Source organism: Aliikangiella sp. G2MR2-5 (genome assembly GCF_015687155.1).
GTDB lineage: Bacteria > Pseudomonadota > Gammaproteobacteria > Enterobacterales > Kangiellaceae > Aliikangiella.
In genome coordinates, this window is sequence record NZ_JADPQF010000006.1 from 253308 (window position 1) to 274034 (window position 20727).

The window sequence follows — 20727 nt, forward strand, 5'->3', positions numbered from 1 at the left end:
ACGGAGAGGTTTACAAAAAAGTTGGATCGGTAAAAGTAAGCAAATGTTAATCGAGCGAAAAATCGCAGGCTTTTTCTTTGCTGTCACTTTATTGGGTCTATCCTTAAAAGAAGAGAAATATTCTATGCTGCGCCAACAAAATAAACGGAGGGAGCCATGAGTACTCATACCGAACTGGACGAAACCATTAACGATATGGTGGATGATAAACGCGGTATTCTGGCTGCAGATGAGAGTGCACCGACCATCGCCAAACGCTTCGATACCATCGGCGTAGACTCTACTGAAGAAAACCGGCGCTTTTATCGTTCATTGCTGCTGACCACGCCGGGGCTCGGTGAATTTATAAGTGGCGTCATTCTTTTTGAAGAGACCTTGAGCCATAAAACGGATGAAGGCCAAACGATTCCTGAAGCCGCCTGGGCCCAGAAAATAGTTCCCGGTATCAAAGTGGACAAAGGCAAAGGACCGCTTCCCGGTGCGCCCGGCGATATGATTACCTATGGTTTGGACGGTTTGGCCGACAGACTCATAAGCTATAAAGAGCAAGGCGCTCGCTTTGCCAAATGGCGCGAGGTCTACCCGATTAGCGACAAAAACCCAACCCGGCTGGGTCTAACTGCCAATGCCGAAGCCCTCGCAAGATATGCTGCAGTTTGTCAAAGCGTCGGGATAGTGCCTATCGTTGAACCGGAAGTCCTGATGGATGGCGTGCACTCGATTGAGCGAGCCGGAGAAGTCATACAGGCGGTTCTTCACGAGGTTTTCTATGCCCTCTATCGTCATGAGGTAAAACTCGAACAAATGATCCTTAAGCCCAGTATGGTCACACCGGGTAAAGATAGCCCTAAAGCCACACCAGATGCAGTGGCAGAACATACCTTGAAAGTGTTTTACCGTTCAGTACCTGCCGCCGTCCCCAGCATTAACTTTCTGTCAGGGGGACAGGAACCAGAGGAAGCGACTGAAAATTTAAATGCTATCAACCAGTTAGCCAACAGTGCGCCGTGGCAATTAAGCATTTCCTATGGCCGTGCTTTGCAGCAACCAGTTCTCAAGGCATGGGCCGGGGAAGCATCCAATAAAGAGCAGGCACAACAAGCCCTGTTAAAACGTGCTCGACTTAATAGCCTGGCAAGACAGGGTCAGTATGCTCCGGATATGGAATAGTTTCCTTGACCCCCCTCCCCCTGACGAGCGGGAGGGGCATTCAATCACTTTATAAAAATCACTCATAAAAAATTCTACTTTTTCTAGATTTGAGTGTTGACAAAAGCCCCTGAAATCAGCAAAATACGCGCCTCTTGAGCGACAAGTAGTTTTCTTCGACCTGTTCAAGACTGCAGTGGTCCGCAAGCACTGCAACTTTAAGATTGTGGCAAGGTAGCTCAGTTGGTTAGAGCACATCACTCATAATGATGGGGTCGGTGGTTCAAATCCACTCCTTGCTACCATATACGACGAAGGCTAGTGTGATAGTATCCACTAGCCTTTTTTGTTTTCTGAATCTCGTAAGTCCACGGTAAGTCCAGAAGTTGACATTAACTGAAAAAAATCTAAAAAAAACTAAAAATTAATACCAGAACATGGAATTATAGAAACGCCTTGCAATTGACTTATTCAATTAACTAAATACATAGCAATTAGAAAAATAATCCATTTCTATTTTTCTGGACTTTTGCTTCCAAACTTATCTATCTCATCTAATACCAAATAGACATCTGTATAAGGATTTAAGGCAAATGGCTCAGTGTTTTTGGCTGCAGATTCAAGTGACTGAGCATTTAACCGAGCAGCTCGCTCTCTCGCTTGAGGAATTTTATCTTCCAATTTTTTGAATAGTTCCCGGTCTGATTTGCTGTAATCTTTAATTCCTTGCTCCGCTAACTTTGTTTTCAGTGCGCTATTGGAAAGCAAGTCGTCAAAACTAGAATAACAGGGCGGTCCATCCACGAAATGTAGCAAGATCCAGATTTCGAAACATACGTTGGATAGAGCTACCTTAACATTGTTTGTTCTTGCCTTTTGTAACGCGCTTTGGTGATTTTGCTCAGTATATTTTGCAGTAGACTCTCGATCATAAACAACCCAAAAAACATCCCCTTTCGGAGTTGTTCTACTTTTTTTCATTTTTACTGCTTCTTCTACTAGTTGTATTGGTGTATTTTTCTTAGTTTTTTCAATTTTTATTATTTTAAGTCTTCTATTTCCCGGAAAACACTTATTAATGTAACCGTGAAAATAATTGGGCTCTGTTTTCTCACCTTCACAAAAAATATGCAATACAGGTAATAACTTTCTTTTCGACGGCTTCCTCTTCTTCGGCACTTATTTTTCCTCGTCTAGAAAAATAGAAGTTATAGCGTCCATATCTATTCTAGGAATTGCTCCAAATCGACCTTGTGCGTACCATTTCCTAAAGGGACTATCTTGCTTTACGGTTGACTTATCGAACTCAGAAAGTCCAATCAATATTGTTTCCCCATTATTCTTTTCTGTTAACCAAATTTGATCTCTTCTTAAGATCTTAGGAGACATTAAGTTAATATTGTGAGTTGTAAATAACAGTTGAGCATTGTTAACGTTTACTTCAGGCGTATTAAAAAGCTGAATAATGAATTCTGCGATATGCGGATGTAAACTATTATCCAGTTCATCTAAAAGCAGCACTCCTCCGCTCGATAAGGAAGTTAACAGCAATGGCAATAGCTCATACAGCTTTTGAGTTCCAGACGATTCCATTTGCTTTGTAAACTCAATACTTTCACCATTACCACTTTCGTGAAGAAATATAGGCCTAAGTTGTTCAGACTTACTGATTAATCTTTTAATTTCTTCAGGTACTTCTTTTCCGAACTTCAAATTATTATTTTCAGATTCTTCTTCGTCGAACCGAATTCCCGAAATTCCGGTATCTACTTTTGTTAGTATCTTAGATACCTTTTTTACAAAATCAGGCTTGCTCTTCCATTCAAGAACTCCAGCCCTTTCTCCAGTGCCTAACCTGAATATATCACTTCGAAAATAATTGTAGACCTGACGAATTATTTTGGGAGAGTCAGCACTATTTCCAGCCTTAGAAAGATAAGTACTATTCTCAAAAAACGGGTGTTTCTTTTTCCCTCCTTTGTAGTGAGAGCCAAAATAAATATTTTCCCAAGAATCTTCCTCCTGTCTTTTAAAAAGCACTGCTGGATGCGTTGTGGGATAATATGATAATAGTTCGGACAGAATCTTAGTTGAGTTAAACTCAACTTCGTAAACATACCTTAAGCCATTCAATAGGAATTCTATTTCGAATTTGGTGGGTGAGTTTACTGTATCGCTTGACAATTTAAACGGCTCATAGCAAGAAATCGGATCGCCGTCTTTTGAATCCCCAGATAAGCAAATTAAATACCTTAAAGCTTCAATCCCTAACAACAGATTTGACTTTCCGGAAGCGTTTGCCCCATAAACACCAGAAGTCTTTAAAACTGAATACTTATTCCCTTCGATTTGCACGAAGTTTTCACTGAGACGATTACTAGTATGTTCAGCCAAAAAGCTAAATACCTGCTCATTTTTAAAAGAACGAAAATTCTTTAATGAAAAATCAATTATCATTTTAATCTAATTAAACCTTGAATTTCGGCGATTTCAATTCAAAAACGCACTCTTCTTTAGATACTAGCTCTATTTCAGTACGAGAGCAACACCTTAGGCTTATGAGTCATAAAATGCACATGTGCGAAGATACAGTTATTTACAGAACTCCAAGGGGAGAAAATTTGTAGCCCCGATTTTTTCCACTCGCCACTCGTGGAAACGAGTGATTATATTTTGACCTTTAAAAACAACACCTAGAAGTTTTTCAATAAACGAATCACCATACCGAGACTCTTTTATCTCACCTGTAGATGAGTCAAACTTAAAACTGTAATAGGGTCTAAGCGCCTGTTCTTTGCGCTTACAAAAGAATCCCCCCATTAATTCGTTAAATTTACCCCAATTAGCAGAGTCAGCCGCCTTTCTAATTTCTTCAACTTCTTCGGGAAGTTCTTTATCCTCAGGCAAGCGCCTCAATTCGCGCCAAACGGTAACCGAGCATCCACCAATAAACTCAAATTGACGAATCCCCCAAACAGACCGCCATGTATCAACTCGCTGCGCTGCAATAATCGGATCTTCACCATAAGTACCTGAATCGAGATTTGCGCCATCTATGTTCTTACAGATGTACTTTGCTATGTAGCCTGTCGCGCTTCCTATTTCTGGGTCGATTGGCGTAACATCGAGCCGATGCGTACTAGCCCCTTTTTCTTCACCGTCTTCCAATAGCGCATAGTGACGACATATATCAACCATTTCTTTCATCTGTTCAGGACAAACAAATAAAAGCAAATGCCAATGTGGTGTGCCATCATGTTGAGGCTCTGCCACTCGAACTCCTAGTGGTTTGATGTTAGCTCGCTGAAATGCCGCCCGTATACGTTGCCATACTGAATTTAAATATTCTTGAGCGATTCGAGGTGTATATCCTTTCCACTTTGGATTCGGCTTTCCAGTCTTGCTAAACGAACGGTGATATTTAGATGGACATGTGATTGTTAAGAAAACTCCTTTTAATCCAGCTTGATTTGCATAATCTTCTGTCCCTCGTATACGTACCATGAGTTCCGCTCTACGTATAGCTGGATTAGATACGTTCTTGTCTGATAAATCTGCTAACGTAAATCTATCGCCTAACTCGTTAACGGCTTCATGCTCTGAAAGCATTTTCTGACTTCTCGCGACTTGAGCCTTTCGCCTGTTAACGGATGCGTCACTTGCATAAATGCCTTTTTTCCTATTAACGAGATTGGCCGCATGAGCAGAAATCTCAACTTTCCTGTTAACCGATTTTCTCAGTTGTTTCAGCCACCAACTATAGTCTGTCAATCTCGCTAATGTGGTTAAAAGCTTACCTGCTTGCTTAGTGACTTTTCCCAATTCTTTATCGGATATTTCGCCGCTGTAATCCTTAAAAGTAGTAACCTCATCAATGATTGGCATGTTGATGCTTTTAGATTCAGCATACCTTTTTAGCCCTACGTAAACGTTACGTATCGTAACGAGGTCGTATACATATTCGTTAACGGGCTTTTCAACATGACCAATACCTTTGACGGACAATACCGTTAACAACTTAGCCGAGTTAATTTCCCTAGATAGCAGCCTTATTCTATTTGTACAGTGATCAGCGCTAAGTTTAGCTTGGCTTCGTAAATCATCCTCGCCCCATTTCAAATGAGTCTCAAACTGACCTACATCGACACTCGACTTAATTACTCCTACCGCCTGCCTCAAGAATATGTTCGCATCTCTTCTTGAAGGCTGCTTTAAATAATTCGAAATCAGCGAATACTTTAGGTCATTGGGTAAGGCGCTTGTTTGTCCCTCTACCCAAGACTTATCATGAGGGTGAATTTTAACGCTTAAGCTCATAAAGCACCTCTCTTCCTAACGCGCTAATAAAGCACTGATCCCATCGAAGGTTGAAATCATTAAGTTGCTTGAAGAAAATAAATCCATCATCCTTCAAACGAAAGATAATTTTGGCTTGTGGTTTACCACTAAAGTTATCTAGTCCGCTCCACTCTCCTAACTCTTCCGACGGCTCAGTGAGAATTGCCAAATAACGGTTTTCAGCTAGCTCTTGAAGAAATCTTATTTGTGGCTTGGTTAAGCGCTTAACACGATTTTCTATAATTGAATCCATTTTCGGCCTCCTACAACATCCCAATATGCTCAAGCTTGTCGAACTGATTTAGCCAGTTGTCCAAGTCCTCGATGAGATAGCGGACGGAGCGCCCTATTTTTATAAATGGTGGTGCTGGAGTGCGGGACTCACGGTGCCCTTCCATACGCGACTGGCGAAGGTATGAGCGGCTCATACCGATGTATTGAGAAGCTTCCGCTTCTGAAAATGCTCTTTTGTTGTTCATAACCTAACCTCATTAGCTTTTATAGCTCTTAAAGAAAATTGATGAACAAAATTGTACAAAGCAAAATGGATATCACTTCTTATTTGGAATGAATCTTCTTATTTGCCACGCTATTTGGCAGATTAGCTACTAATCTGTCGGCGCAGAAGCTTTTGAGTGCGAGATTATCTGTTGTATCACGTTAAATATTAATGAAAATTGAGAAAAGTCGATATTTTTCTTATTATTTTTAACTATTTTTTCAGCGAATAAAAACTTCCCAAATTCTTTCTTCTTGTCTATAACTCCTTTTCTTTTGAACGACTTTTCATTGAGTTTTATCTGGAAAGCTTCTTCTTTGAAATAATCTTCAATTTCCAAGTCTTTATCTATTATTCTAGGGATTCGGAAAACATATATATTTTCTGGAAGACACTGAATTGGCTCGTCAAAGCCATCCATTTTAACTTCAGAAGTAGCTCCTCGCTTCGCGTGATTTAGTGTTCTTAGTCCTGCACCATCATTGTCTAAAATAATAATTGTAGGATTTTGCGAAGAATTAACTCTAAATAAAGAAAACATTTTCTGGTATTGATCTAAAAACTTAGAAATAGGAGCATTTCCACCACTCAACTCTAATACATCAGCTGCTACTTTAGAGTAATTAAACAGTCCAATGTTTAACTTACCGTCTTTATCTATTAGTTCTCGATGACTATCAGCTAAAGATTCTAGAGCACACTTAAGATAGATCGGGTCGGTTTTACCTTCACATACAATCGTTGGCATCTCATTGACATAAAAGCTCTTAAAGAAAAGAAACTTTTTATACGCTTCTTTTTTTGCTGTTTTTACATTTTCACCTTTTGACTTATTAGTATTATAAGCGTCAATTTGGTATATAAAATCTAGCCGACCATTTAACTGAGAAAGCGTTCCTTCTGCCACTTCTTCAGAATTGTCCTTAATGAAAAAACTACCTGTATTAAAAAGATTCCACAGCATTGCTCTTGTGTCTCTCCAGTAATCAGCCGCAATATTTACCTTCCTATTAACAACTAACCCCGTTACCAGTTGTCGAGAGTTTCGATATAACATTCGTGTTTTACTATCATTAATTTGAAAACGGACTAGCTTCATTATTTTATAGATCTCAGCTCCACAGTCCCAATCTCCCTTGATAGGATCCTGGATAGCTATATCGGCGGGAAATACTTTTTGATTCGTTGAAAAAGTAAGGTCGTCAGCATATCGAGAATAATGACAACCATTTTTCTTCGCTAATTTAAGGAGTTTTACATCGAGTATGTTGCCAATTAAGTTTGAAATAATGGGAGAGCAAGGACTTCCCTGAGGGAGAGAATTATCGAAGCAAGATATCTGAGCGATTATCGTCGCTACTTCGGGCGCCAACTCATAGTTATAGTTCTTAATGAAAAAGCCACGAACCCTTCCGAAATCAAGCGTCCCAAAAAAATCCTTTATATCAAGATTAAAAACATATCTTTTCCGTTTATGAATATTGGCATTCGTTGCTATAGAATGCCCTTTCCTGAAGCCGTGAGATACAGGGTTTACAATCCCTAAATTAGACTCGATTTCTTTTTGACAGTTTTCTAGACGAGATGCGAGCCTACGTTGTAAGCCTTTTAGTGACTTCTCAGGAGCTTTAATTACTCTAGCTTCCTTTGACTTTTTGGAGATTTCGAAAGTTCTGTACTTCAGGTCATCATTAAGCACATATAATAAATAAGACAAATTAGACGGCTTATATCCCAAGTATTCAGCAAATTCTTTAAGGTTGCTACAGGACTTAAGCCTTTCAAGATAACTCATACACCCCTCAAAAATAGAAAACCTAGGGGTACTCCTTTGCAGTCTCATGCGACCAATAGCTCATCGGAATGACTATTCGAGTGGCAATCTGCCTACCATTATTATCTCGCATCGCGATTCGCGATGTAAAATTCTACCCCTAGGCAACAAGCATAATAAAGCCATATTAGGAACTGTCAACATATTCAATAAAAACGCTAATTGTTAATTCTCTGCTGAAGAAACTTTCTACAAGTGGGAATTTTCTTACAGAATGTCTGCTTCTCAATTTTTCTATCGTTAGTTAAGTATATTCTGTCAATTCCTACCTCAACTATAATGCAGTCAGGATCATAGGTTCCTAAGTCTGTATCAAAATCAATTCTTAAAATCTCCCATAGGTCAGAAGGACTGTTGTGTTCATTATTTATACAAAGCAGCTCTATAATTTTTCTGACGGGATCCTTTCTTTTCGAAGCCATATACCATAAGAACTTATTCGGCATACTCTTAATTTCTCTGTCTTCTCTCGAATTATCTGAGTCCAATAGCCCTTCAACATTTTTTCTGGAAAAAAATATGTTTTCTTTTTTGATAACAATTCCAGTCTCTACTCTGTATTCCGGATATTTGCTTCTTAGCTCTCCATTGACGTACTCAGAAATCAAAACTTTACTCTCTGTTTTTAAACCAGTACTAAAAGAATCTAGCAAATCAGCTACCATTGAACTAGAAGTAGCTACTTTCTTGGGGAAAGCACAATATTCGAAGTCCAAGTAAGATTCATCGCTATCTATATACTTCCAAGTACTTAAGTGAGACTCATAGATCCAAGAATCAAATATATCTTCTATTGTCACAACTTTAACTTTTCTTTCGTCAGTTATTCTAAATGATTTGGAAGAAATTACGTTTTTCTTCAAAAAATTATTGAGATCGAAAACTGTTAAATTTATATAACCAGTATATCTAACTTGCGCTTTACCCGCGTAATAAATCCCCCCATCTTGCCTCAAATTTCTATAGGCCAGAAGTAAAGCGTTATCAACTCTTCCATATATTTTCAATTGCTTTTCTTCAACTAGAAACTTGATATCTGAAACATCACAATCTAGCTTCTTACAAACATTCTCAACTGAAAACCAATCTTTTAAATCAAGTATTGTCTTTCCCATTTACTTATCCTAACAATGCTATGGCTTCCGCTTTATGATCTGGCGCTAAATGCGCGTATCTAAGTGTTGTGTTTAAATCAGCATGACCACAAAGCTCTCTAACCGTATTCAAAGGAACGCCTTTCATTACAAGCTTTGAGGCAAAATCGTGCCTCATATCATGCCAGCGAAAATTCTCAATCTCGGCTTTTTTAAGAATGCTTTTCCATGCCTTTTTAACGTTATTAAGTTTCTCACCCGAATGAGAAGGAAAAACCAGAATTGCTTTTTTTGAACACTGGCCGCGCCAATTAATAAAAGTAGCCAACGCGGTAGGGCTCAAAGGAACGTGTCTAACCCTGCTAGATTTGGCTTGCTCAGCCCTTACAGTAAGATAAGGTGACGCGTGGTTCATATGCACATCAGCCCACCTTAAACCTATTGTTTCGCCCTGCCTTAATCCCGTCTTGAGTGACACAATAATCATTGGTGACATGCGGTCGGCATAATAAAACTCATACAGGTCAGGCTTTAACTCATAGCCTCTTTGCTTTCTCCATTGGTTTCCTCTGCTTCTTGCTTCTTTCAGTTCCCCATCCCGCTCTTCCAAGGCAGCAAACAATCGCTCTTCTTCATCTGAATTTAAATAACGAACGAGTGGCGTCCTATTTACTTTGAGCGGTTTAAGCTTTTCCAATGGGTGATGTTCGAGAAAATCCCATTCGACAGCCTTTGATAAAACCGCTCTGAGCGCAGCGACTTGCCGATTAATGGTTGTGGATGCTTTCCCTTCTTTTACTCTCTCTCGCCGCCACTGCTCAATTTTGAGCACATTGATATCTTCGATTGAGGTGGTTAAAAAAGAAGCAAACCGATTTCTAATAACTTGCATGGTATCCCGACCACGCTTTCGGTGAGTCAGAATCCAAGGTTCATACTGCATATCGAGAAAATTTTGTAAGGTCTTAAGCTTCCTAAGTTCAGCCTCTTGCTTAATCTCTTTCTTACGGACTTGAGGATCAATCCCGCGAATAACTTGCGAAGAACACATTTCAGCAGCATCTCTGGCTTGCTGTGGAGTAACACTATTGACCGCTCCTATTCGGTATCGTTTTTTAACCCCTTCCTTGTTCCGATAGGCGAAATAATAGGTCATGGAGCCAGACGGTTGAATCCGAATCAGAAAACCATTCAACTGAGTGTCGACGACCTCATATGGCTTGTCTTTAGGCTCTAAATTCTTGAGAAATGACTTGGTTATTCTTGCTTTCATAATCGCTCTGTAAGTCCACCGTAAGTCCACGGTAAGTCCAATTCTAGTGTATTTGGCTGAACGCTAGATGAACGAAGATGAACAATTATGAATTTTTAAGCTGTTGTTTTACCAGAATATTCTAGAGATAACATGATCTTTTGCGGTACATTTCTGTTCACTTAAATATACCCCTTTTTGACTCTCATAATGATGGGGTCGGTGGTTCAACTCCACTCCTTGCTACCATTATTCTTTGTATTTCAAAGAGTTACGAAACTTTTTGGAGTACATCATAAAACTCACTACTAGCGTAGTGAATATGGAGTGACAAGAACTTCAAGTTTTATGAAATGGTTATTAAAAAGCACCTCTTCGTAGGTGCTTTTTTTATGCCTGAGTTCTATGTCCTCTCCTTTTCCTCATCAGCGCAATATCCAAATTAATGACGTTTTATAATTAAAAACGAACATTGAATAAAGTCAGTAAATCAAATACTCTGCAACCTTAGATTTCTATAGGGATATTTTCTGACAGATAGGCTGTAACTCAAATGATTAGTTTATTCAATAAACAACTCTCAGAACGAAAAATTGAAGAAACCGTTAATAAAGTGATTTCTGCACTTAAAGAAGATAAAACGGATTTAGCATGGAAAGAACTTAGTCCTTTGTTAAAAGCGCAAAAGACTCAAGAAAAAGTAGCCAGCAGCCTGATTCAAATTGTTGAAGAAAATCACCTTTCAATAGAGCAAGGGTTAGAAATTCTCGAATCAATTTATAACGAACATAAAGACAATATAAAAATTGTTAGCAATATCGGAGATGCGCTAGAAAGTGTCCGAGATATTGACCAACTAAATATAAGTCCTCCAGAGCATCCTTTATTTAATTCTGTCGTTAACACCCTAATAAAAGCGCTTGAAGACTGTAACCCTAAAGACGAAGAACTAATACTAAGTGGACTTTCTACTGCAACTAGAATGATGGGGCGACAGTACGATTCTGTTGCAGAAAGTAGCTATTTTAGATTAACAGAACTAGATCCTGATTATGCACCCTACCATTATTGCTATGGATTATTTTGTAAGACTAGGGGAATGTTTAAGGAAGGAATGTCCGCTAACCAAAAAGCAGCAAGCCTTGTAGAAGAGAATATAGATAGCTATCAATGGAATCTGGGGATTTGCGCTACTGGAGCGGGTGAAGCAGAAGTGGCTCTCAAAGTCTGGAAAGATATGGGGAATAAAATAGAAATAGGACGATTCAACCTACCCGATGGTGGCTATCCCGACTGCAAAGTTAGACTCGCTGAAAGACCGCTTGCTGAACGGGACTCTGGAAATGATAGTCCAGGCCTTGAAGAAACTATTTGGATTGAAAGGCTCAGTCCTTGTCACGGCATAATTCGCAGTGTCTTGTATCAAGACTTAGGCATAGACTATGGTGATGTAGTGCTGATGGATGGCGCTCCTATTACTTACCATACTTATGGAGAACAACAAATCCCAGTATTTCCACACTTAGCCACTTTGGTTAAAAGTGATTATAATTTTTTTGATTTTGCCGCAACACAAGAGCACGAAGGACAAGTTCGAGATATAAGTACTTCTCTATCAAAGGATGCTGTTGTTTATTCCCATACTGAAAACTATCAAGTGTTGTGTGCTACCTGCTGGAGAGATCCAAATAAGGATCACACGGATCATCAAAAAGAAGAAAAGCATGTAGTAACAGGTAGAATAGCCGCTCCAGCCGACATCCAACCGTCAGAACTTTTAGACCAAATTGATAAAGCTATAAGTGAGTTGGAAAATTGTAAAATATATTCGCCTCAACTCTGCGAGTTAGCGGGTCAAATTGAAAGAGCGGAAGTAGAAAAACGCAGATATGATATGCTTGTCAGAAATTAGCAGCGTTAGTTTTTTAACTTATTTTATCTAGGAGTTCGTGAAGTGATTCCAATTAAAAAACCAACCGATAAGTATGTTATTGATATATTAACCGAGTTCCTAAATGGAACTTGGTCTCACGATGACTTGAATAATTGGCACACCGAACTTTACAAAAATTACTGTAAAAAATACCCTGGCTGTATATCATTCGAAACGGAATCCAGAACCGCTCATTTTTTACTTTACTCTTTAATTTACATAAACGATTCGAAAGATGTTTATCTTGAGAAAGAATCTGCTCACTTTATAAGAAATGAAGATATTGCCGACTATATAAAAGAATTAAAGAAAATTGACTGTACTGACTCTAATGGAAAAATAAAAAGAGTTTACATGCATGAAATTGAGCGAAGTGATGAACCTAGCATCCCATTAGTATCACTGTCCCCCTGCAACAAAGACTTGATTGATAGCTTTGGCGTTTTCTTTAGACGTGGGATTATTGATGACTTAGCAGAACGAATGGAGTATTGCGCCATAAAATTTGAAGGCACATATTTCTTTGCAGATTATTCTCATGACCGACAAGAATGCCAATTTACAATTTCGAGCTTAAAAAGCAATGAGAAAAAATTAGCCAATCTCCTTAAATATCTAGGCATTAGTAGTAGTGGTGTCGATTGGATTAACAACGAAGCTTTCCAGAGTAAAACCGAACTCTGGCGTCTAGATGATAATGACAATGATTTTCTAATGGATTCTTTCGATACTTTCTTGGAAGCAGATTTAACTAGACTATATTACGAACAAAAAGGTCACAAGCAAACTTACTATACAAAAACGATAAGTCTACCTCAGCCAAATAATTAAAGTACTAAACAGGTATATATAGAAAATGAGCGATAAAAAAGCATTAAAAATATTGTTCAACAAGTATTGGAGTCCAGCTAAAGGATGGCAAAAAAATAAAGTCACAGAAGAAGATTATTTGTATGCTAAAGCAGCGGGCGTTATGTTCGATGATATTACCACAGAACATGAAAAAACAGTTCAAAAAGCAATAGATGTGTGTGATTCTATTGGCAAACAGAAAGTTGTTGATGCCTTTGTTTCTAGCCTGTCTAGTAGAAGGCTAGAACTTCGATCAGCTTTAAGCAGCTATGCTTGCGGTCAAAACTTACCTAGCCATAAATTCATGCAAAGCGATATAAACAGTTTTTCCAAAATCTGTCAGTTTTGTACTGAATCTTCAATTGATGAAAAGTCAGATTTAAATGTTTTGAACTTTGAAAGACATAAATTTGGAGGTGTTAGACATCTTCAGCCAAACTATATTTGGCTGGATTTGATGTTACTAGGTAAAGAGAACATTCAAGAGCCTTCAAGTGAAGATATAGAGTTATTAAAAGGAATTTTAGGTTCTCTAGAATCGCTGGTAGAAGGAAAACTATCTGATGCTGAAAAATCATTTAAGTCTATCATTAAAAGCAATAAGAATGAGCGTGTGGGCATCATATCAGCATTAGGGTACTGCGGAATTTTAGAAGTACCCGACTATCCAAGTTTTCATCAGAAATATATTCCTTTTTTCGAAAGGCGATATTCAAGTAATTCTCGTTCAGATTGGCCATTTCCAGCCGATTTGTGGGTGCCATCACTCGGCCTAAATAAAGAAAGTATTAGTTATTGGTTTGGTAAATATATTTAGTTCGCTTTGTAAGGAGTATAATTTAACTCAACATCTTGTATTTCAGTTTTTAGAAAATCCAATGACTTAGTTGAAATAGCTGCTGATTCTAGATTAATTCGTTTTAATCCTTTTAGCAGTTCACTTAGATTTGGAATGTTTCTTAATAAATCAATAGTAGAGTCATTTGTCGAACCTCCATTTAGGTCGACTTCCGTGACAACGCCGTTTTCTATTTTGAGACTGTATTGAGGAGCAGAAACAGTATGACGAAGCAAGCGAGACAATACTTCTATATCGCAGCTAGGCTCTGGCATTTCTGGAAGCTCAGGACCAGCAAGGTGAATGGTGTTCACTTCAAACCAATACTCAGATTCACTTTGAACAAAAACTATAGGCTTAAGAACATTTAATTGTACACAAGCCTCCTTCAACGTCATTATTCGCTTGTTGATGGCATCATTTATTAATTCATCAAACTTTTCTTCATTTTCAGGTAAACAAGCAGTTTCATAGTCTTTTTCAAACTCAGCAACAGTGAGCCATTCTTCATTCCAATTTGATTCGTCGATTATGAAATGCTGTGGTTCATCATAGCTTTCAAGTTCAGAGATCGACTTAGGGTAATGAAAAGGTATTTGTAATTGGCAAGGAAAAACGGCAATTTGACCATCATCGCTACACCCAACTATGTATGCTTGATTATATTCAGTAGATAAAGTCTCTTCGCTTCTTTTTATTTCACTTTTAAGAAACTCGATGATTTCAGTCATTCATAATCCTTTGATTTATTTCTATCTAATTATCTTCGTAAATCAGCTTATCCGCTTCTCTAAATGAGTATACCTTCAGGCTCAACGTTATAAGTCACTTCGCAATCACAAAAACCACCATTCGCCCAAAGTGCCGCAATTACTTCTGATTTGTCGAGTTTCGTTTGTGACAACCAGGTCTCAGTCAGAGCCATAGTATGATCGCAGCCTTTCGTTTGAAGCTCTTCATCGAGAAAGTCTAGTAGTTCATTTAATTCATCTTCAGATAATGGCATCCAAACGGTTGTATTTGAATCAGCCCCAAATAAAGAATATGGGTCTCCATCAACCAACAAAGCCCAATCATCTTTGATTCCCAGAAAGTCGAAGAATGCTGATACAGCTCTAAAGTCTACCGCATTTTTACTGCACCAGCCTTTAACAGCCGTATAATCATGCGAGTGACCATTTTCAACAATATGCTTGCCGACAAACCGATATAAATCTACATACTCATGCTTAGAAATAGGTGATTTTTCAAGCTTTTCCTTTTCTCGCTTCTCGATTTCTGCCTTAATAGCGGCTTCTCTTTGCTGCTTTTTTGAGAGTTTAACCATCCCTTCTAAACCACACTGATTAATTGTTATTTTTAAGATATTCACGATTATAGGTGAATTTGTTCGAATCAGATACAGAGTTTTCTAGTGTCTAAACTAGACTTAATCCTTGTCTCTGCATATCTTGCTTAACAATATCTAATGTTTCTTCAAATAGCTCGGTATATTTACCTTCTTTATCTAAACTACGACCGAATTCAATTTCATCAATCAAATCTTTCGGACTTTCATCAGGAGCATAAAGAACGCCTGTAGGCCACTCATGAGTAGCATAACCGAGTTGATTAGCAATACTGTTTAATAATGACTTGCGAATATCATCATTTGAAGAATCTAACTTAAAGCTCTGCTTAAGTAAGAAATAATCTGATTTATAGTCTATTTGCTCATGAAGTTTCTCAGACGAATAAATATTTTGAATCGTTTCAGCTAACCAATACAATGCCCAAGGATCATTCTTTAGATACCCTTCTTTTAGATATGGAAAAATTACTCTATCGTAGAGTTCATGCCTGACTTTGTGTCCATAGTCTCTCTGCTCTAAATAGTCTTTTACCCACAACTTCTCCTCGTCACCACCGTCAAACGATTCAACGAACTGTTTTATATGTTGGGAAGCTTGTTTCTTTAAGCCAAGATTCTTAGCTTCTTCATATTTTTTAAAAAATTCTATTTGCATAACTTTCTCAAAAAAGCCTATCGACCATAGTTCTGTACTGCATCACACAGCAATGCTTCAATAACTGCTTTACTCGTTGACTGACCTTTATAAGGGGCTACTCCACCTTCATTGTAAAGCCAGTAATATGAGAAACAAACTCACTAGGAATATAGCAAGTGTCATCCCAAGGAAGGCTAGAACCATCCTGAACAACTCTACATGCATCTAACATTTTCCAAAGTCCTATGTATCTTTGTGGGGGTTCGCTAAGCAATTGTTGTAAATGGTGAGCATCTGAGCATTTACGAGCATTGGGTTGAGCTTCACCTTTTAGTAGCTCTAATAAATCAAAAAAAGTATTAACAATCATAAGTTGTCTCCTTCAGTTTTTTTAAGCGTGCAGAAGCCCGTTCAGGCTTATGCTGAATTTTTAATTTGTTCGGTTTGTGATCTAAGAGTTAATAATTGATCGAGTTAATCGAAGAGAATTAGTGGGTAAAGAGTTGACATTTTTGCACCTGTTTATTAGCCTTGACACATCAAGCTTAGTAGGCAAGGTGTAACCTGTAAAGCATTGATTTTAAAGGTTATATTATAATATATAGAAGTTATATTATCGTATAGAAATACTATTATATAACCTCTTTTAGTGGTGCTGGATGCAGCTCGATTTTTAACTAAAAAACATAACTCCTCCGACCAGCTAGGCGGTAATCCCTAAATAACTGCGAAATAAAAAGAACACCATTGATCTAAATACTTTATTTAATAGAACGATATGTTAAATTACTCTCCAAAATAATTTTAAACACTTCCTTTTCAGATCTATTTTTTTAAGTATTTGACGAAAAAGGACTTTTGGGAGTAATAATGGTAGACAATTTCTCTTCTACAGCCTCATTTCTGTGGTCTGTAGCCGATCTTCTTCGTGGTGATTTCAAGCAAAGCCAATATGGGCGAATAATCCTTCCTTTTACGCTTTTAAGGCGTTTGGAGTGTGTTTTAGAAGAAACCAAGCCGAATGTATTAAAAATGTACGATTCGGTGAAGGATAAACCCGTTGAGGCACAAGAGAAGATTCTGATTCATGCTGCCAAGTTGAGTTTTTACAATACCTCCAAAATGGATTTAAACAAGCTTGGTGAAACGGCTGTAGCCCAAAACTTAGAAAGTTATGTTCAATCATTTAGTCCAAACGCTCGTGAGATCTTTGAGCATTTTGACTTCTTTAACACTATCGACAAGCTCGATGAAGCCGATTTGCTCTATAAAGTAGCCAAGCGATTTGCCACTACTGATCTCCATCCTCAAACCATTGATAATTATCACATGGGCTTAGTGTTTGAAGAATTGATCAGACGGTTTGCAGAAAGTTCAAATGAAACCGCAGGGGAACACTTTACCCCAAGGGATATTGTTCGTTTAACCACTTCGCTTGTATTTTGTAACGATGATGATTTACTTACTCAAGCGGGTTTAGTGCGAAGCATTTACGATCCTACCGCTGGAACTGGTGGTTTCTTATCTTCTGGTATGGAGTATGTGCATGAACTCAATGATAAAGCGGCACTTTCTGCTTTTGGTCAGGAGTTAAATCCAGAGTCCTATGCTATCTGTAAAGCCGATATGCTGATCAAAGGTCAGAAGGTCGATAATATTAAATTGGGTAATACGCTTTCTGACGATCAACTACCAGCCGAAAAATTTGATTATATGCTTTCTAATCCTCCTTTCGGTGTTGATTGGAAAAAGGTGCAAAAGAAGATCAATGATGAGCATAAAGACAAGGGCTATGACGGTCGATTTGGTGCTGGTTTGCCACGAGTTTCCGATGGTTCATTATTATTCTTAATGCACTTGGTCAGTAAAATGCGTCCGAAGCATGATGGTGGTTCACGTATTGGTATTATCTTAAATGGTTCTCCATTATTTACGGGTGGTGCTGGTAGTGGTGAAAGTGAAATCAGGCGTTTCATTTTAGAAAATGATCTATTAGAAGCGATTATTGCACTGCCTACCGATATGTTCTACAACACAGGTATTTCAACCTATGTTTGGATTTTGTCTAACCATAAATTGAGTGAAAGAAAAGGCAAAGTACAATTAATTAATGCAGCCAAAGAGCGTGAAAAAACAGGTGGTAGAGGAAGAAGTGGCGGCACTGAATCTGATACTCCTGTTGAAAATGTATTTTACGAGGCAATGCGGAAGTCATTAGGCAGTAAACGAAAAATGCTAACGGAAGATAGCATTGAAACTATTGTTAAAACTTACGGTCAGTTTGCCGAAAGTGAATTTAGTAAAATATTTGATTATAAAGATTTTGGTTATAGACGTATTACGGTTGAAAGACCGCTAAAACTGGCATTTGAAGTAACCGAAGAAAAGTTTGATTCTTATTGCAATGATTATGCTGAAAGAATCCAAAAGAAAGATCCACATTTAACTATCGAACTGTCACCACCAGCAGGTTATAGCGTATTGCAAGATTTGATTGGCAAAGAGAAAATATTAAGCCGTACTGAATTTTTTGATCTATTTGAAGAAAAGCTATCAGCAGCAGAGAAAAAACAGATTTGTAAGTATTTTGGTGAGCAAGATGACAATGCTGAAACTTGTTTATTTGAGTCAGGTAAACAAAAAGGCGAGCCAGAGCCTAATCCCGATTTAAGAGACAATGAGAATGTGCCATTAAATGAATCGGTGCAAGATTATTTTGAGCGTGAAGTATTACCCCATGTGCCTGATGCTTGGATTGATGAGTCAAAAGTTGATGATAAGGATGGTGAAGTCGGTATTGTGGGTTATGAAATACCTTTTAATCGTCATTTTTATGTGTATCAGCCGCCAAGAAGTTTGGAAGAAATTGATGCGGAGTTAGATGCCGTTTCTAAAGATATTATGAGTTTGCTGCAAGAGGTACACTCATAATGTCTGAGGTATTTAAAAAATATCCAAAGTATAAGGATTCATCTATAGAATGGCTGGACGAGATTCCTACACATTGGACCACCACTAAACTTAAATATCAAGGTGAAGCAATTATTGGCTTAACCTATAGCCCCGATGACGTAGTAGAGGCTGAAAGTGATTCAGCTACATTAGTGCTGCGTTCTTCAAATGTTCAGAATCAAAAAATCACGTTAACAGATAATGTTTTTGTAAATAAGGAAATACCAGAAAAATTGAAAACAAAGTTGGACGATATTCTTATTTGTTCAAGAAATGGAAGTAGAGCACTTATTGGTAAGAATGCGAGAATTGATAGTAATTCAGCAGGAATGACATTTGGTGCATTCATGACCATTTTCAGAAGCAAATATAACTATTATTTATCACATGTGTTTAATTCCAAATTATTTGAATATCAATCAGGTTCATTTCTTACATCAACTATCAATCAGTTAACGACAGGAAACCTTAATAGTTTTGAAATTCCTTTCCCTCCAGATGAGGAACTGAAATCAATAGCTGCCTTCCTAGATCACGAAACAGCCAAAATAGACACTTTAATCGCCAAACAAGAAAAGCTAATTGAACTATTAAAAGAAAAACGCCAAGCGGTTATTTCTCATGCTGTGACTAAAGGTTTAAATCCAGATGCACCTATGAAAGATTCAGGTGTTGAGTGGTTAGGTGAAGTGCCTGAGCATTGGGAAACAAAATCACTTAAATATTTAGTTAAAACTAGAAAAGGAGTTGCTTTCAAGTCCTCAGATTTTGCCGACCAAGGCACAAGAGTAGTTAAAGCTAGTGATATCAAACAACTAACAATTAGAACTTCAGAGGTATATTTACCTACTAGTTTTGTTTTTAAATATCCAAAAGCTGTCTTAAAAGTAAACAATATAATACTGAGTACGGTAGGGAGTAACCCTGATGTAATAAATAGTGCTGTTGGGCAAGTAGGTAAAGTGCCTAAAGAGCTTGATGGGACGCTACTGAATCAAAATACCGTAGTTTTTGAGCCTCTGAATAATCATCTTAATACTCAGTTTCTTTTTTATTTCTTACAAACAAGAGCATACAGAGATCACTTAGATTTGCATGCACACGGAACAGCGAATCAATCTAGTTTAAATGTAACTGATATGCTTGAATTCAGATTTTCACTTCCTCCATTAGGTGAACAAAATCAAATAGCAAGCTACTTAAATAATTTTATAGATAAGGCAAAAACACTAGAGCACAGATCTCAAACAAAAATATCTCTTTTAAAAGAAAGAAAAATAGCTCTTATTTCTGCTGCTGTAACAGGAAAAATTGATGTAAGAAGTTGGCAAGGTGGTTAGGAAATGGGAAATTTAAAAGCTGAATTTGCTCTATTATATTTTATTATCGATCACATGGATGAAAACGGATTAACTTATAAGCTAGTAGATTTTTCCATCGATGAATCAATGACCGAAGAAGTAAATAATAAATTTAAAACCAGCTTTACTTTAGACGAGCTTGAAAAAGCAACAGATAAATGTCTATCCCACGAATGGGTAAACTACCGAGCAATGGGGCAAAAATACGGATTCTTGGGAATTACTCAAAAAGGCGTTGGCGTGGCAAGATCTAAACGAAAGTCTGATGAACTAAAAAGTCAAAGAAGTTGGTTTAAGAAGTTTTCTGATTATATTGAAGATCATAAAGGTGTATTTATATTAATTGGCTCTATAGTCGCATTAGTGACACTTAGTTTAAAAATATTTGGTGAATAAAATGGAAGATAAAACATTTAATATTTCTTTGAAATGTCTATTTTGTGACTCTCCACTGCAAGGAGATGCTGACAAGGAGTTTAAGTCTGGTGATCTAATAGAATGTTTAGAATGCCACGAACATAATGATTATGACGCTTTAATGGATATTGCGATTGAAGAAGGGAAAGAGAAAGTGGCTGAATATGCAAAGGATGAAATAGAAAAGTCACTCAAGAAACTTTTTAAGTAGTATGGTGGC

General features: G+C 37.7%; 20 protein-coding genes and 1 tRNA gene. 9 read left to right on the forward strand and 12 right to left on the reverse strand.

Going from position 1 to position 20727, the window contains the following annotated elements:
* Positions 1–156 precede the first annotated feature (156 nt).
* Positions 157–1170, forward strand: coding sequence for a class I fructose-bisphosphate aldolase (locus tag IYN84_RS17855; protein ID WP_196140623.1), 1014 nt, complete (start codon positions 157–159; stop codon positions 1168–1170).
* A 207-nt stretch (positions 1171–1377) separates the two neighbouring features.
* Positions 1378–1454 (forward strand) — tRNA-Met (locus IYN84_RS17860).
* Positions 1455–1662: 208 nt separating this feature from the next.
* On the opposite strand, the gene IYN84_RS17865 is transcribed toward IYN84_RS17860, so the two are convergent.
* The 8 genes from IYN84_RS17865 to IYN84_RS17900 all read right to left on the reverse strand — a co-directional run bounded on the left by IYN84_RS17865 (position 1663) and on the right by IYN84_RS17900 (position 10187).
* A complete protein-coding gene (locus IYN84_RS17865; protein ID WP_196140624.1) occupies positions 1663–2328 on the reverse strand; it encodes an RloB family protein in 666 nt (221 codons plus the stop codon).
* A complete protein-coding gene (locus IYN84_RS17870) occupies positions 2329–3606 on the reverse strand; it encodes an ATP/GTP-binding protein (RefSeq protein ID WP_196140625.1) in 1278 nt (425 codons plus the stop codon).
* Between the two features lie 135 nt (positions 3607–3741).
* Positions 3742–5466, reverse strand: coding sequence for a replication endonuclease (locus IYN84_RS17875; RefSeq protein ID WP_196140626.1), 1725 nt, complete (start codon positions 5464–5466; stop codon positions 3742–3744).
* Positions 5450–5740, reverse strand: coding sequence for a hypothetical protein (locus IYN84_RS17880; RefSeq protein WP_196140627.1), 291 nt, complete (start codon positions 5738–5740; stop codon positions 5450–5452). The genes IYN84_RS17875 and IYN84_RS17880 overlap by 17 nt, the downstream gene beginning before the upstream one ends.
* Before the next feature lie 10 nt (positions 5741–5750).
* On the reverse strand, positions 5751–5966 hold the full coding sequence (locus IYN84_RS17885; RefSeq protein WP_196140628.1) for an AlpA family transcriptional regulator: 216 nt from the start codon (positions 5964–5966) through the stop codon (positions 5751–5753).
* Between the two features lie 129 nt (positions 5967–6095).
* Positions 6096–7781 carry a retron Ec67 family RNA-directed DNA polymerase/endonuclease gene (locus IYN84_RS17890; RefSeq protein WP_196140629.1) on the reverse strand — a complete coding sequence of 562 codons (1686 nt, stop codon included), beginning with the start codon at positions 7779–7781 and terminating at the stop codon, positions 6096–6098.
* A gap of 197 nt (positions 7782–7978) precedes the next feature.
* On the reverse strand, positions 7979–8935 hold the full coding sequence (locus IYN84_RS17895; protein ID WP_196140630.1) for a hypothetical protein: 957 nt from the start codon (positions 8933–8935) through the stop codon (positions 7979–7981).
* 4 nt (positions 8936–8939) lie between these two features.
* The gene (locus IYN84_RS17900; protein WP_196140631.1) at positions 8940–10187 is read right to left on the reverse strand and encodes a site-specific integrase; all 1248 of its coding nucleotides are present in this window, start codon (positions 10185–10187) and stop codon (positions 8940–8942) included.
* A gap of 532 nt (positions 10188–10719) precedes the next feature.
* Here IYN84_RS17900 and IYN84_RS17905 point away from each other — a divergent pair.
* From IYN84_RS17905 to IYN84_RS17915, 3 genes are read left to right on the forward strand one after another with little or no spacing between them, the layout of a single operon-like run.
* Entirely contained in the window at positions 10720–12078 is a 1359-nt protein-coding gene (locus tag IYN84_RS17905; RefSeq protein ID WP_196140632.1) for a prenyltransferase, read from the forward strand.
* A 42-nt stretch (positions 12079–12120) separates the two neighbouring features.
* Positions 12121–12930: a hypothetical protein gene (locus IYN84_RS17910; protein ID WP_196140633.1), complete on the forward strand. Its 810-nt coding sequence runs from the start codon at positions 12121–12123 to the stop codon at positions 12928–12930.
* A gap of 25 nt (positions 12931–12955) precedes the next feature.
* Positions 12956–13768, forward strand: coding sequence for a hypothetical protein (locus IYN84_RS17915; RefSeq protein ID WP_196140634.1), 813 nt, complete (start codon positions 12956–12958; stop codon positions 13766–13768).
* Here the strand turns inward: IYN84_RS17915 and IYN84_RS17920 are convergent.
* The 4 genes from IYN84_RS17920 to IYN84_RS17935 all read right to left on the reverse strand — a co-directional run bounded on the left by IYN84_RS17920 (position 13765) and on the right by IYN84_RS17935 (position 16147).
* Positions 13765–14520, reverse strand: coding sequence for a hypothetical protein (locus tag IYN84_RS17920; protein ID WP_196140635.1), 756 nt, complete (start codon positions 14518–14520; stop codon positions 13765–13767). The genes IYN84_RS17915 and IYN84_RS17920 overlap by 4 nt on opposite strands.
* A 59-nt stretch (positions 14521–14579) precedes the next feature.
* Complete coding sequence (locus tag IYN84_RS17925; protein WP_196140636.1) at positions 14580–15116, reverse strand: DUF2695 domain-containing protein; 537 nt, start codon at positions 15114–15116, stop codon at positions 14580–14582.
* 91 nt (positions 15117–15207) lie between these two features.
* Positions 15208–15795, reverse strand: a complete 588-nt coding sequence (locus IYN84_RS17930) for a hypothetical protein (protein ID WP_196140637.1) — start codon at positions 15793–15795, stop codon at positions 15208–15210.
* A 97-nt stretch (positions 15796–15892) separates the two neighbouring features.
* Positions 15893–16147 (reverse strand): hypothetical protein, encoded by a 255-nt coding sequence (locus IYN84_RS17935; protein ID WP_196140638.1) that lies wholly within the window; start codon positions 16145–16147, stop codon positions 15893–15895.
* A gap of 500 nt (positions 16148–16647) precedes the next feature.
* On the opposite strand from IYN84_RS17935, the gene IYN84_RS17940 reads away from it, so the two are divergent.
* Genes IYN84_RS17940 through IYN84_RS17955 form a run of 4 tightly spaced genes read left to right on the forward strand, consistent with a single transcriptional unit; the run spans position 16648 to position 20718 of the window.
* Positions 16648–18708: a class I SAM-dependent DNA methyltransferase gene (locus IYN84_RS17940; protein ID WP_196140639.1), complete on the forward strand. Its 2061-nt coding sequence runs from the start codon at positions 16648–16650 to the stop codon at positions 18706–18708.
* Positions 18708–20069, forward strand: a complete 1362-nt coding sequence (locus IYN84_RS17945; RefSeq protein ID WP_196140640.1) for a restriction endonuclease subunit S — start codon at positions 18708–18710, stop codon at positions 20067–20069. Before IYN84_RS17940 ends, IYN84_RS17945 begins: the two co-directional genes overlap by 1 nt.
* A 3-nt stretch (positions 20070–20072) precedes the next feature.
* Positions 20073–20486: a hypothetical protein gene (locus IYN84_RS17950; RefSeq protein WP_196140641.1), complete on the forward strand. Its 414-nt coding sequence runs from the start codon at positions 20073–20075 to the stop codon at positions 20484–20486.
* A 1-nt stretch (position 20487) separates the two neighbouring features.
* Entirely contained in the window at positions 20488–20718 is a 231-nt protein-coding gene (locus IYN84_RS17955) for a hypothetical protein (RefSeq protein WP_196140642.1), read from the forward strand.
* The last annotated feature ends 9 nt before the right edge of the window (positions 20719–20727 follow it).

Bases quoted from the DNA above. Each gene is read 5' to 3' on its own strand.
- IYN84_RS17855 (WP_196140623.1), top strand. From the start codon at position 157: ATGAGTACTCATACCGAACTGGACGAAACCATTAACGATATGGTGGAT.
- IYN84_RS17870 (WP_196140625.1), bottom strand. From the start codon at position 3,606: ATGATAATTGATTTTTCATTAAAGAATTTTCGTTCTTTTAAAAATGAG.
- IYN84_RS17875 (WP_196140626.1), bottom strand. From the start codon at position 5,466: ATGAGCTTAAGCGTTAAAATTCACCCTCATGATAAGTCTTGGGTAGAG.
- IYN84_RS17880 (WP_196140627.1), bottom strand. From the start codon at position 5,740: ATGGATTCAATTATAGAAAATCGTGTTAAGCGCTTAACCAAGCCACAA.
- IYN84_RS17885 (WP_196140628.1), bottom strand. From the start codon at position 5,966: ATGAACAACAAAAGAGCATTTTCAGAAGCGGAAGCTTCTCAATACATC.
- IYN84_RS17890 (WP_196140629.1), bottom strand. From the start codon at position 7,781: ATGAGTTATCTTGAAAGGCTTAAGTCCTGTAGCAACCTTAAAGAATTT.
- IYN84_RS17895 (WP_196140630.1), bottom strand. From the start codon at position 8,935: ATGGGAAAGACAATACTTGATTTAAAAGATTGGTTTTCAGTTGAGAAT.
- IYN84_RS17900 (WP_196140631.1), bottom strand. From the start codon at position 10,187: ATGAAAGCAAGAATAACCAAGTCATTTCTCAAGAATTTAGAGCCTAAA.
- IYN84_RS17905 (WP_196140632.1), top strand. From the start codon at position 10,720: ATGATTAGTTTATTCAATAAACAACTCTCAGAACGAAAAATTGAAGAA.
- IYN84_RS17915 (WP_196140634.1), top strand. From the start codon at position 12,956: ATGAGCGATAAAAAAGCATTAAAAATATTGTTCAACAAGTATTGGAGT.
- IYN84_RS17920 (WP_196140635.1), bottom strand. From the start codon at position 14,520: ATGACTGAAATCATCGAGTTTCTTAAAAGTGAAATAAAAAGAAGCGAA.
- IYN84_RS17925 (WP_196140636.1), bottom strand. From the start codon at position 15,116: ATGGTTAAACTCTCAAAAAAGCAGCAAAGAGAAGCCGCTATTAAGGCA.
- IYN84_RS17930 (WP_196140637.1), bottom strand. From the start codon at position 15,795: ATGCAAATAGAATTTTTTAAAAAATATGAAGAAGCTAAGAATCTTGGC.
- IYN84_RS17935 (WP_196140638.1), bottom strand. From the start codon at position 16,147: ATGATTGTTAATACTTTTTTTGATTTATTAGAGCTACTAAAAGGTGAA.
- IYN84_RS17940 (WP_196140639.1), top strand. From the start codon at position 16,648: ATGGTAGACAATTTCTCTTCTACAGCCTCATTTCTGTGGTCTGTAGCC.
- IYN84_RS17945 (WP_196140640.1), top strand. From the start codon at position 18,708: ATGTCTGAGGTATTTAAAAAATATCCAAAGTATAAGGATTCATCTATA.
- IYN84_RS17950 (WP_196140641.1), top strand. From the start codon at position 20,073: ATGGGAAATTTAAAAGCTGAATTTGCTCTATTATATTTTATTATCGAT.
- IYN84_RS17955 (WP_196140642.1), top strand. From the start codon at position 20,488: ATGGAAGATAAAACATTTAATATTTCTTTGAAATGTCTATTTTGTGAC.